This is a genomic window from Microbacterium sp. 2RAF4, assembly GCF_052115285.1.
GTDB lineage: Bacteria > Actinomycetota > Actinomycetes > Actinomycetales > Microbacteriaceae > Microbacterium > Microbacterium oxydans.
In genome coordinates, this window is sequence record NZ_JBFRGI010000003.1 from 55,095 (window position 1) to 67,028 (window position 11,934).

Sequence of the window (11,934 nt, forward strand, 5' to 3'; positions counted from 1 at the left end):
TGGGTCCTTTCGTTGAGGGGTCAGCCGATGCCGAGACGGAGGATGAAGAGCCCCGGATAGACGGCGAAGAGCACGGAGAGCGGAAGTATCAGGAAGACGAGCGGGAGGAGCATCAGGATCTCCTTGCGCCCCGCCTGCTCGATCAGCACGCGCTTCGCGTCTTCCCGTGCATCCGATGCCTGGGCATGCAGCACTGCGGCGAGCGGTGCACCGTGCTCGAGTGCGGCGATCACCTGATCGACGACACGTGACAGCCCGGGAAGCTGCAGACGTCGCGCCATCTCGTTCAGCGCGTCGGCCAGCGGCGACCCGGTGCCCACGGCGAGCACCACGTGACGCAGTTCGGCGGTCAGTTCCCCGGAGCCCACTTCGGAGACCCGGCGCAGCGAATCGAGGAAGCCCTCTCCCGCGGAAAGACAGAGGGCCAGGAACTCGAGTGTCGTCGGCAGCTCGTCTGTGAGCCGCACCCGCCGCGCCTTGGCCCGCGCGGAGAGCTGCAGATCGTAGGCGGCGGCCGCTGCAGCGCCGCACAGCAGAGGCATGACGCCCGTCGGCACGGAGAGGCGGCCCGTGAGCGCGAGCGCGGTCACCCCCACCGCCCCCACGCCTATCCCGGCGAGGCCCCACCCGAGCTGCCTGCCGCGGAACGCCGCAGGGTCGGTCCGCACGCCGGCTTGTGCCAGACGCCGTCGGAGGGGCTCTCCCCCGCCGAGCAGACTCTCGAACGCGTTTCGAGCGCGGTCCCACAACGTCCGCGAACTCGTGGGCAGCGCACCCGCGGCCGGGAGGACACCTCGTGGCAGACGATCATCGGCGACGACGTCGCGCACGTACGGGCCGATCCGTACGGCCAGCGATGCCGCCCTCCAGCGGGGAAGCGTGGAAAGCACGCTCAGCACCCCGGCGGCGAAGCCGCACCCGATCAGGACGGCGCTCGCGAGCACCGACATCCCGCTCATCCGAACCACCGCCGAGGCTCGGGGAGCCGACCGATGCGGACCATGATGTGGAAGGCGACCACAGAGACGGCCGCTCCCAGACAGATCACGAGCACGCCTTCGGGAGTGCCGTACGCCGTTGCCCCCTCCGGCCGGAGCACGAGCAGACCGAGGATCACCCACGGGGCGACGGCGCCGAGGACGGCGGCACCGCGGATCCAGGATTGCCGTGCCTCGACCTCCCCGCGGAGAGCCGCGTCCGCCCGCACCGAGCTGGAGAGCGCGCGCAGCACGCTGATGAGCTCGGTGCCGCCCACCTGACGGGCCATCCGCAGCGTCTCGGCGATGCGATCGCCGACGGGGTCGGACAGCGTTGTCTTGAGTCGATCAAGGCTGGTCTCGAACCGGCCGCTCGCCCGCAGGTCCCGCGCGAACACGATGAACGCCGGCCTCAGCATCTTCGGCGCGGACTCCGCCAGACCGGCCACCGCGTCGGGAAGCGACAAGCCCACGCGGATCGACGCGATCAGCAGATCGCACACGTCCGGCCAGAGCTGGCGGCGCAACCGTCGCAGGCGCATCCGTCGCCCTCGCAGGAACACGATCGGAGCAGCTGCGCCCGCGAGGCCCGCGAGCACGGAGAGCACGGCGATCCCCGTCAGCAGCCACACGCCCGACGCCGTCATCAACCCGGTCGCGACGACGATGGCGAGGAACCCACGTTGCGACACCCCGTCCATGCCCGCTTCCTCGATCAGACGGACGAGTCGCCCCTGCCTCGTCGTCGTCACGGCACCGTCGGAAGGCGGCCACATCCACGGGGAGACGCACAGCAGCACGCCCGCCGCGAGGAGGGCGCCGACGAAGACCGTCACGATGACGCTCCGACAGAGCGATTGGCGGTGCCTTCCACGACGGCATCCCCGCGGTCTTCCACCCGGTACACGTGCTCGGTCCGCACCCTGCCTTCGTCGACGTCACCGGTCGGCGCGATGACCTCTTGGACGTATCGCCGACCTGCCCGGTCTCGAACGCAGTGCACGACCAGGTCGATCGACGCGGCGAGCGCAGGCGCGATGAACGCGCGGTCGATGTTGCGCCCGGCCAGGAGCGGGAGGATCGTCAGCTTCTCGATCGCCTCCGCCGCGGAGTTCGCATGCACGGTGCAGGCGCCGGGAACCCCCGTGTTGAGGGCGAGCACGAGGTCCAGGGCTTCCGCATCCCGGACCTCGCCGACGACGAGACGGTCCGGTCGCATACGCAGCGCCTCCTTCACCAGCCGCCGCAACGTGATCTCCCCCGTGCCCTCCAGACTCGCCTGGCGTCCCTGGAGTGAGACGAGATCCGGTCCGTGAACGGCCAGCTCGAACGTCTCCTCGACCGTCACGATGCGCTGGGTGTCTGCGCAGGAAGCCAGCAGCGCGCCGAGCATCGTCGTCTTGCCTGCGTGCGTCGCTCCGGAGACGATCACGCTGCGGCCGTCATCCATCGCCACGCGCAGCCGCTCAGCGACACCGGGAGGCATCATGCCCTGATCCGTCAGCGCTGGGAGGGAACGGTACTTCGGGAGGAACTTGCGGATGTTCACAGCCCACGAGCCACGCACCACATCGGCGATCGCCACGTGCAGACGGGACCCGTCCGGCAACGAGGCGTCGACGAACGGCTGGCTGATGTCGACGCGCCGCCCCGTGGACTGGAGCATCCTCTCGACGAGGTCGCGCACCGACACCTCATCGAGCACGACGTCGGTCCGCTCTGCCGTCCCCTCTCGGGCGACGTGCACGTGTCCTGCCCCGTTCAGCCAGATCTCCTCGACCTCCGGATCGTCGAGCAGCGGCTGTAGCGCGCCGAATCCGCTCAAGGTCGCCAGGACCTCGCGCACGCACGCAGCCTCATCGTCGATCAGCGCCTCACCGCGGGCGAGGGCGAGATCGTCGTGTCGGCGGACCTCGGCGTGGGCGATGCGCCACGCACCGTCCGGATCGATCGACGGGTCGATGCCCTCGGCGCGCAGACGCGAACGCACACGCTCGGCGACGAGGGCGGACGGACGAATCACTCAGGCATCCTCGCAACATTCCACCCGCGGCCTCCGAAGTTATCCACAAGCCGACCTGGAGCCCGTCCCGCGATGCAGGATCCGGGCGCAGCTGCCACGGACTGCGGGCGGATCCCCAGACACGTGGTTTCGGCGATCAGTAGACTTGTCCCACCGCGCGGGAGTGGTGGAATTGGCAGACACGCAGGATTTAGGTTCCTGTGCCCCAGGGCGTGTGGGTTCAAGTCCCACCTTCCGCACGAGAGACGACGGCAGCCTTCTCAGGTCGCCACGACATCGCTCTGCTACACCGCCGACCATTCACGACCGACGGGACTCCCCCAGTGCTGGAAACCATGCTGCACGCACCGACCGCTCTCATCCCCTGGCTGGACCCCGCCACGATCATCGGGACCGCCGGGCCGTGGGCGCTGCTCGTGGTGTGCTTCATCATCTTCGCGGAGACCGGTCTGCTCGTGGGATTCCTGCTCCCCGGTGACACGCTGCTCGTGATCGCGGGCCTTCTCTCGCACCCGATCGCGGGGTCTGAGCACGGTGTCTTCGGCATCAACGTCTGGTGGGTCGCCCTGCTCATCGGCCTCGCGGCCTTCGTCGGCGGCGAGGTCGGCTACGTCATCGGGCACAAGGGCGGACCTGCCGTGTTCGAGCGCAAGGAGTCGGGACTCTTCAGCAAGAAGAACGTCGAGCGCACGAACGCGTTCTTCGAGCGCTTCGGCGGCATCACGGTGATCCTCGCGCGCTTCGTGCCGATCGTGCGCACCTTCGCCCCGGTCGCCGCCGGCGTCGGTCACATGCCGTGGCGGAAGTACACGCTCTACAACCTGATCGGTGCGGTCCTCTGGGGCTTCGGGCTCACCATGTTCGGCTACCTCATCGGGTTCATCCCCCCGGTCGCGGCGTTCGTGGAGAGCTACATCGACCTCATCCTGCTCGCGGCCGTCGGCGGCACGGCGCTGGTGACGCTGTGGCACTACCTGTCGGAGCGCCACAAGGCGAAGAAGGCCGCCGCCGCCGGGGAAGACGTCGTCACCGACGCCGAGGAGGCGCAGGAGCTCGTGCTCGACGCCGACGTGTTCGACCGCGCCCCCGACCTGGACGGCGACGGCAAGCACTGACCGCGGTCGGTCAGCCCGCGTTCTTGGCGCGCTCCTCCTTCGAGCGGGCGACACTCGCACGCAGGGCCTCCATGAGGTCGATGACCTCTCCGCCCTCAGCCGCCTTCTCGGCCTCGCCGAAGGTCTCCGCGACGTCGAACGTCTCGCCCGCCTCGATCTTCGCGTCGATCAGCGTGCGGAGTTCCTTCTGGTACTCGTCGACGAACTCCTCGGGATCGAAGTCCGCCGAGTAGCTGTCCACGAGCGACGCCGAGAGCTCCAGCTCCTTCTTCGAGATCCGCACATCCTCGTCCAGCGCGGGGAACTCCGCTTCGCGCACCTCGTCAGCCCAGAGCAGCGTCTGCAGCACGAGCACCTTCCCCCGCACGCGCAGCGCGGCGAGCCTCGTCTTCTGCCGCAGGGTGAACCGCACGATCGCGGTGCGGTCGGTCTGCTCGAGCGTCTTGCGCAGGAGGACGTACGCCTTCGGTGACTTGGAATCGGGTTCGAGGTAGTACGGCTTGTCGAGCGTGAGCAGATCGACCTGGTCGGAAGGCACGAACTCCACGACGTCGATCTCTCTGCTCTTCTCCGCGGGGAGCGCGGCGAGGTCGTCCTTCGTCAGCACGACGGTCTGGCCCTCCTCGACGTACGCGCGGTCGATGTCGGCGTAGGCGACGGTCTCTCCGCAGACCTCGCAGGTGCGCTGGTAGCGGATGCGACCGCCGTCTTTGTCATGCACCTGATGCAGCGCCACGTCGTGGTCCTCGGTCGCGGAGTACACCTTGACCGGGACGTTCACGAGCCCGAACGTCAGTGCGCCCTTCCAGATCGTCCTCATCACACCAGTAGACACCAGCCACAGCCGTCACGACCAGCCCTTGACTACGCTGGCTCCATGGTGGGAGATGCGCAGATCGTCCAGGTCGACGGCCGCCGCCTGCGCGTGACGAACCTCGACAAGGTCGTCTACCCGGAGACCGGCACCACCAAGGGCGAGGTCATCGCGTACTACACGGCCATCGCACCGCTGCTGCTCCCCCTCCTCGCCGGCCGCCCCGTCACCCGCAAACGATGGGTGGAAGGTGTCGGAACAGCGCAGGCGCCGGCTGACGCGTTCTTCACGAAGCAGCTCGAACCGGGGGCACCGTCGTGGATCCCGCGGCAGGCGATCCAGCACTCGGACGGGCCCAAGGAGTATCCGCTCGTCGAAGACGTCCCCACCCTCGTCTGGCTCGCGCAGGTCGCCGCGATCGAGCTGCACGTGCCGCAGTGGCGGTTCTCTCCCGAAGGCCTTCCCGGAAACCCCGACCGGCTCGTCCTCGACCTCGACCCCGGCGACGGAGTCGGGTTGCCGCAGTGCGCCGAGGTCGCTCGCATCGCCCGAGGAATCCTGTCGGACATGGGTCTCGATCCGTTGCCCGTCACCAGCGGCAGCAAGGGCATCCATCTCTATGCCTCGCTCCCCGGCGAGCAGACGAGCGACGAGGTCTCCGCCGTCGTGAAAGAGCTCGCCCGGATGATCGAGAACGATCACCCCGACCTTGCGACGAGTGTCATGGCGAAGGCGGTCAGGGGCGGCAAGGTCTTCCTCGACTGGAGCCAGAACAACGGCAAGAAGACCACCATCTCCCCCTACTCGCTCCGCGGCCGTGCGCAGCCGTGGGTCGCCGCTCCTCGCACCTGGGACGAGCTCGCCGATCCGCACCTCGCCCAGCTCGACCTCGACGAGGTGCTCGAGCGCGCCGCCGCAGGAATCGATCCACTCGCCACGCTCCGCCCGCCCGCGACGGCTCCGCTGCCGCAACCCGCGAAGACCCGGAGCTCCCATCGGTATCCTCGGAGCTCCGCCGCACCCTCCGCCCCGCCATCCGTGGCGGCCGTGGCATCGGTGGCGCCGATGCTCGCCGAGAACGGCACCCCCGGAACCGCTCGCGCACTGAGCGATCCCTCCTGGGTCGAGGTCAAATGGGACGGCATCCGCGCGGTGGGCACGTGGGCGGACGGACGGATGCTCCTGCACGCGCGTCGAGGCACTGACATCACCACCCGCTACCCCGAGCTCACCGCCGACGGCGCCCCCTTCCTCCCGGTGAAGGAGGCGGTGGTCGATGGGGAGATCGTGGCGTTCGATGCCAACGGCCGACCGAGCTTCTCGCTCCTCCAGAACCGGATGCACCTCACCCGCCCGCGCGAGATCGAACGCGAGGTGATCCGCACCCCCATCGTCTACATGCTGTTCGACCTGCTCCGCCTCGATGGGCACGACCTCACCGGCCTGCCGCTCCGGGAGAGACGGACACTTCTCGAGGACGTGATCGCCGGCCTCGACGCTCCTGTGCAGGTCCCTCCCGTGTTCGACGACGTCGATGCGGCACTCGTCGCGAGCCGGGAGTTCGGCCTCGAGGGCGTCGTCGTCAAGGACCCGCAATCGCGCTATCGCCCTGGGCAGCGCTCCCCCTCGTGGTTGAAGCTCAAGCACACCAGGATGCAGGAAGCCGTGATCGTGGGGATCCGACCGGGCAAGGGCGACAGGGAGAGCACGCTCGGATCGCTGCTTCTCGCCGTTCCGGAAACCTCGTCGGGACGGCGACGTCTCCGCTACGTCGGGCGTGTGGGTACCGGATTCACCGATCGGATCCTGCGTGATCTCCTCGCACGACTCACCCCGCTTCGCGTGGACGCTGCCCCCCTCGACGGCGTCCCCGCCCCTGATGCCTCCGACGCGCTCTGGGTCCGCCCCGAGATCGTCGGCGAGGTCGAGTTCGCGAACTGGACGCCCGACGGGGTGCTCCGCCATGCCCGTTGGCGAGGCCTCCGACCGGACAAGAGTCCTCTCGAGATCAGCGTCGAGACCTCCGTCGCGGTTCCTTCGCCTTCCGAAGCCTGAGCCGAGCTCGCGCCGAGGGATCAGGCGTGGTGCGGTTCGCAGTCCGACTGCTCTGCCGGCTCGATCTGGAAGGTCGAATGCTCGACATCGAAGTGATCGGCGAGACACGACTGCATCTCGGTCAGCAGCTGCGAGGAGCGTCCGTCGGCGAAGAGGGCAGGCTCCACGCTGACGTGGGCCGTGAACACGGGCGCTCCGCGAGTCAGCTGCCAGACGTGCACATCGTGCACACCGACGACGCCGTCGTATCCGAGCAGGTGCGTGCGGATCTCGCTCACCGCCGTGCCCTTCGGGGCCGACTCGGCGAGCACGGAGAACACCTCACGAAGCAGTGCGATGGCCCGGGGGATGATCATCGCCGCGATGAAGAGGGACGCGATCGCATCCGCGGGCATCCAGCCGGTGAGGAGGATGACGACCGCGGCCACGATCACGGCAGCCGACCCGATCAGATCGCCCATCACCTCGAGGTAGGCTCCGCGCACGTTGATGCTCGTGCGCTGCGCGCGGCTCAGCAGCCACATCGACACGGCGTTCGCCAGGAGACCCACGACCGCGACGACCAGCATGAGTCCACCGGCGACCTCGACCTCTCCCGGATTCATGAGACGCCCTATGCCCTCGATCGCGACCCAGGTCGCCAGGGCGATGAGGATGATCGCGTTGATCAGCGCACCGAAGACCTCGGCACGCTGGTACCCGAAGGTGCGCCGGTCGTCCGCCGGGCGCGCTGCCACGGTCGCGGCGATCAAGGCGATGACGAGGCCGGATGCATCCGTGAACATGTGCGCGGCATCTGCGAGGAGGGCGAGCGACCCTGACAACAGCGCCCCGACGACCTGCACGACCATCACCGTCGCCGTGAGGGACAGGGAGATCGCGAGCAGGCGTCTGCTGCTGGCCGAACGGATGCCGCCGGGCGCGGGTGCGTGATCGTGCATGCCACCAGGCTAGACCGGGAAACCGCCACGGAAGGCGGGTTGCGGCTAGTCGGGAAGGGTAACGATTCTCAGCTTCAGCAGCACTTTTCCGCGGCCGACGCGTCAGAGCGCTGCGAGGAGCGGAACGAGTTCGGCGAAGGCGCGTGCCCGGTGCGACTGCGCCTGCTTCTCCGCGGAGGAGAAATCGCCCACCGAGCGCTCCTCCCCTGCAGGCTGGCCGTCCGGCACGAAGATCGGGTCGTAGCCGAAGCCGCCCGTTCCCGACGCAGCGTGCGCCAGGCGTCCCGGCCAGCGCCCCTCCACGACCTCCTCGCGGCCATCCGGCAGCACGAGGGCGATGGTGGAGGTGAAGTGCGCGGTGCGGTGCGGGTCGGCGATGTCGCGCAGCTGGTCCAGGAGCAGCTCGAGGTTCGCGGCCGCATCCTTCTTCTGCCCGGCCCAGTAGGCGGAGAAGACCCCCGGAGAGCCGCCGAGGACGTCGACGCAGATGCCGGAGTCGTCGGCGAGGGCCGCGAGCCCCGTGTGCGCTGCGGCCGCCCGCGCCTTGATCAGCGCGTTCTCGGCGAATGTCACGCCGTCCTCGACAGGTTCGGGGCCGTCGTAGCCGATGATCTCGAGATCAGGACGCGTCTGAGCCACGATCTGCTGGAACTCCGCGACCTTGTGCGGATTGTGCGTGGCGAGCACGACCTGCATCGTCACTCCCCCGCCAGTGCGGCCAGCTGCGCGTCCTTCAGATCGGCGCATCCGGCCAGCCCCAGCTCGAGCAGCGCGTCGAGTTCGCGCTTGTCGAACGGCGCTCCCTCCGCGGTCCCCTGCACCTCGACGAACAGTCCACGGCCCGTGACCACGACGTTCATGTCGGTCTCCGCGCGCACATCCTCGACATATGCCAGATCGAGCATGGGCTCGCCGTCGATGATGCCCACGGACACCGCGGCGACCGAGTCGAGCAGCGGAGTGGAGTTCCTGCCGATGAACTTCTTCTCCCGCCCCCACTCGATCGCGTCCGCGAGCGCCACGTAGGCACCCGTGATGGCTGCCGTACGGGTGCCGCCATCCGCCTGGAGCACGTCGCAGTCGATGACGATGGTGTTCTCACCGAGAGCCTTCGTGTCGACAACCGCACGGAGCGCACGGCCGATCAGCCGGGAGATCTCATGCGTGCGTCCGCCGATGCGGCCCTTGACGCTCTCGCGGTCGTTCCTGCTGTTCGTGGCGCGCGGGAGCATGGAGTACTCGGCGGTGACCCACCCCTTGCCCTTCCCGGTCAGCCACCGCGGGACGCCGTTGGTGAAGGACGCGGTGCACAGCACCTTGGTGCCGCCGAAGCTGATCAATGCCGATCCCTCGGCGTGAGCACTCCAGCCGCGCTCGATGGTGATCTCTCGCAGCTGATCGGTGGAGCGGCCGTCGGCGCGGACGATTTCGGACATGTGCTTCTCTCAGGTCGGGATGGCAGATCGAATCGGAGCGATACGATCCGGATTACTCGAAAGCGGTGTCGGGCAGGGTGATGACGCCGGTCTGCACCAGCTGCACATCACGCACCTCGTGCCCCATCAGGCGGTTGGCCAGAGCGGTGAAGTCGTCGGTCGCGGCCCCCGTGGCCTCGTACACGTAACCGGCGGTCGCATCAGGCGGGGCGAGCAGGTCGCCGCGGACGAGCTGGCGATAGACGTCACCGGCGGTCTCGTCGTCGCTGGAGACGAGCGTGACGCCCTCACCCATGACGTAGCTGATGGCGCCGCGGAGGAACGGGTAGTGCGTGCAGCCGAGCACGAGCGTGTCGACGTCTGCCTCGCGAAGGGGGGCGAGGTACTCCTCGGCGACGGCGAGCACCTCGGGCGTGCCGGTGATCCCCGCCTCGACGAACTCGACGAAGCGCGGACATGCGGCGGTGAAGACCTGGAGTCGCTCGTTCACCTCGAGCATGTCCTGGTAGGCGCGAGAGCCGATCGTGCCGACGGTGCCGATCACGCCCACGCGACCGTTGCGCGTGGTGGAGACGGCACGGCGCACCGCGGGGCCGATCACCTCCACCACCGGGACGTCGTAGCGCTCCCGAGCGTCTCGCAGCATGGCGGCGGAGGCGGTGTTGCAGGCGATCACCAGCATCTTGACGCCCTGGTCCACGAGCGTGTCGAGCACTTCGAGCGAGTAGCGGCGCACGTCGGCAATGGGCTTCGGCCCGTACGGCGAGTGCGCGGTGTCGCCGATGTAGACGAACGACTCTCGGGGCAGCTGGGCGCGGATGGCCCGCGCCACCGTGAGCCCGCCGACACCGGAGTCGAAGATCCCGATCGGCGCGTCGTTCATGACTCCCCAGCCTACCTGCGCGTGGCCCGCCGCGCGCGTCGGGGCGCTCACTAAACTGAGCGCATGACCTCGTCGACGGCGCTGCTCACCGACCGCTATGAGCTGACGATGCTCGCTGCCTCTCTACGGGACGGCACTGCTTTGCGCCCCAGCGTGTTCGAGCTGTTCTCCCGGCGCCTCTCCGGTGGCCGCCGTTTCGGTGTGGTCGCCGGTACCGGCCGACTTCTCGGCCTCCTCCGCGACTTCCGCTTCGGCGAGGACGAGCTGCGCTTCCTGCGCGACGAGGCGGTCGTCGACCCGGCGTCACTGAAGCACCTCGAGGACTACCGGTTCACGGGCTCGATCCGGGGCTATCGCGAGGGCGAGCTGTACTTTCCCGGATCCCCGATACTCACCGTGGAGGGAACGTTCGCGGATGCGGTCGTGCTCGAGACGCTCGCGCTGAGCGTGCTGAACCACGACTCCGCCGTCGCCACCGCCGCGTCGCGCATGAGCATCGCCGCCGGCGAGCGTCCACTGGCCGAAATGGGCTCCCGTCGGGCCGCCGAGCGTTCCGCTGTCGCGGCAGCGCGCGCGGCCTACATCGCGGGTTTCGGCGCCACGAGCAATCTCGAAGCGGGACGAAGCTGGGGCATCCCCACCATGGGCACGGCCGCGCACTCCTGGACGCTGCTGCACGACACCGAGGAGGAGGCGTTCCGTTCCCAGGTCGAGAGTCTGGGCTCCGGCACGACCCTGCTCGTCGACACGTACGACATCCGCACCGGCGTCGAGACCGCCATCCGCGTCGCCGGAACGGAGCTCGGTGGTGTGCGGATCGACTCGGGCGACCTCCCGATCGTCGCCGCCGACGTCCGGGCGCAGCTGGACGAACTCGGTGCTACATCGACGCGCATCACGGTGACCAGCGATCTCGACGAGTATGCGATCGCCGCCCTCGCCGCTTCGCCGGTCGATGCCTACGGGGTGGGCACCTCGGTCGTGACCGGCTCCGGTTACCCGACAGCGAGCATGGTCTACAAGCTCGTGGCGCGACAGGATGCCGCCGGATCGTGGGTCGGCGTCGCCAAGGCATCGGCGGACAAGGCGTCACACGGCGGACGCAAGGCGGCGTTCCGCACCCTGGCGGATGGAGTCGCCACAGCGGAGACGGTCGTCGTCTCGGACGGATTCGAGCAGCTCGACACCGCGGCCGACCACCCCGACGGCCGACCGCTGCAGGTCACCTTCGTCGAGGCCGGCGACATCGATGCGTCGTACGAGGGGGTCGCGGGTACCGCGGCCGCGCGCGCTCATCACCTTCGGGTACGCGAAGAACTGCCGGTGCGGGCTCTCGCGCTGAGCAAATCCGACCCCGCGATCCCCACCGTGTACGTCGAAGCCGACTGAGATCAGCCGATCATCGACTCGTAGATCTCCTTGCACGTGGGGCAGATCGGGAACTTCTCCGGGTCGCGCCCCGGTGTCCATTTCTTGCCGCACAGCGCGCGCACCGGCTTGCCGGTGATCGCGGATTCGAGGATCTTGTCCTTCTTCACATAATGCGAGAAGCGCTCGTGGTCGCCCGGTTCGAGGTTCTCCTCGCGGAGGAGCTCTTCCAGTTCGCGATCAAGCGTTGCCACGCCGCCCTGATCGGGGCTGTCCAGCGGAGTACTCATCCCGAGAGTCTAGCCGCGTCGAAAGCGTCGCG

12 protein-coding genes and 1 tRNA gene are annotated in these 11,934 nt (G+C 68.7%); 4 read left to right on the forward strand and 9 right to left on the reverse strand.

From position 1 onward, the window contains the following. Positions 1-20 precede the first annotated feature (20 nt). The 3 genes from AB4070_RS13790 to AB4070_RS13800 are packed head-to-tail and all read right to left on the reverse strand — an operon-like array spanning position 21 to position 3,000. Positions 21-959, reverse strand: coding sequence for a type II secretion system F family protein (locus AB4070_RS13790; protein WP_441980616.1), 939 nt, complete (start codon positions 957-959; stop codon positions 21-23). Then, complete coding sequence (locus tag AB4070_RS13795) at positions 956-1,813, reverse strand: type II secretion system F family protein (protein ID WP_441980617.1); 858 nt, start codon at positions 1,811-1,813, stop codon at positions 956-958. The genes AB4070_RS13790 and AB4070_RS13795 overlap by 4 nt, the downstream gene beginning before the upstream one ends. Beyond that, positions 1,810-3,000, reverse strand: coding sequence for a CpaF family protein (locus AB4070_RS13800; protein ID WP_441980618.1), 1,191 nt, complete (start codon positions 2,998-3,000; stop codon positions 1,810-1,812). The genes AB4070_RS13795 and AB4070_RS13800 overlap by 4 nt, the downstream gene beginning before the upstream one ends. A gap of 157 nt (positions 3,001-3,157) precedes the next feature. On the opposite strand from AB4070_RS13800, the gene AB4070_RS13805 reads away from it, so the two are divergent. Together AB4070_RS13805 and AB4070_RS13810 are read left to right on the forward strand one after the other, a co-directional pair. After that, positions 3,158-3,239, forward strand: a tRNA-Leu gene (locus tag AB4070_RS13805). Positions 3,240-3,335: 96 nt separating this feature from the next. Further along, complete coding sequence (locus tag AB4070_RS13810) at positions 3,336-4,115, forward strand: DedA family protein (RefSeq protein ID WP_282847911.1); 780 nt, start codon at positions 3,336-3,338, stop codon at positions 4,113-4,115. Positions 4,116-4,125: 10 nt separating this feature from the next. Here the strand turns inward: AB4070_RS13810 and ku are convergent, their stop codons facing one another. Then, on the reverse strand, positions 4,126-4,935 hold the full coding sequence (gene ku, locus AB4070_RS13815; RefSeq protein ID WP_441980619.1) for a non-homologous end joining protein Ku: 810 nt from the start codon (positions 4,933-4,935) through the stop codon (positions 4,126-4,128). A 57-nt stretch (positions 4,936-4,992) separates the two neighbouring features. On the opposite strand from ku, the gene ligD reads away from it, so the two are divergent. Beyond that, positions 4,993-6,984, forward strand: coding sequence for a non-homologous end-joining DNA ligase (gene ligD / locus AB4070_RS13820; protein WP_441980620.1), 1,992 nt, complete (start codon positions 4,993-4,995; stop codon positions 6,982-6,984). 20 nt (positions 6,985-7,004) lie between these two features. Here ligD and AB4070_RS13825 read toward each other — a convergent pair whose 3' ends face one another. From AB4070_RS13825 to murI, 4 genes are all read right to left on the reverse strand, one after another. Next, complete coding sequence (locus tag AB4070_RS13825) at positions 7,005-7,925, reverse strand: cation diffusion facilitator family transporter (protein ID WP_441980621.1); 921 nt, start codon at positions 7,923-7,925, stop codon at positions 7,005-7,007. 102 nt (positions 7,926-8,027) lie between these two features. Then, positions 8,028-8,621, reverse strand: a complete 594-nt coding sequence (gene rdgB, locus AB4070_RS13830; protein ID WP_441980886.1) for an RdgB/HAM1 family non-canonical purine NTP pyrophosphatase — start codon at positions 8,619-8,621, stop codon at positions 8,028-8,030. Positions 8,622-8,623: 2 nt separating this feature from the next. Then, positions 8,624-9,361 carry a ribonuclease PH gene (rph, locus tag AB4070_RS13835; protein ID WP_441980622.1) on the reverse strand — a complete coding sequence of 246 codons (738 nt, stop codon included), beginning with the start codon at positions 9,359-9,361 and terminating at the stop codon, positions 8,624-8,626. Positions 9,362-9,413: 52 nt separating this feature from the next. After that, positions 9,414-10,244 (reverse strand): glutamate racemase, encoded by an 831-nt coding sequence (gene murI / locus AB4070_RS13840; RefSeq protein WP_441980623.1) that lies wholly within the window; start codon positions 10,242-10,244, stop codon positions 9,414-9,416. A 63-nt stretch (positions 10,245-10,307) separates the two neighbouring features. On the opposite strand from murI, the gene AB4070_RS13845 reads away from it, so the two are divergent. Then, entirely contained in the window at positions 10,308-11,633 is a 1,326-nt protein-coding gene (locus tag AB4070_RS13845; RefSeq protein WP_441980624.1) for a nicotinate phosphoribosyltransferase, read from the forward strand. A 2-nt stretch (positions 11,634-11,635) separates the two neighbouring features. Here AB4070_RS13845 and AB4070_RS13850 read toward each other — a convergent pair whose 3' ends face one another. After that, positions 11,636-11,902: a DUF3039 domain-containing protein gene (locus AB4070_RS13850; protein ID WP_026049764.1), complete on the reverse strand. Its 267-nt coding sequence runs from the start codon at positions 11,900-11,902 to the stop codon at positions 11,636-11,638. Positions 11,903-11,934 lie beyond the last annotated feature (32 nt).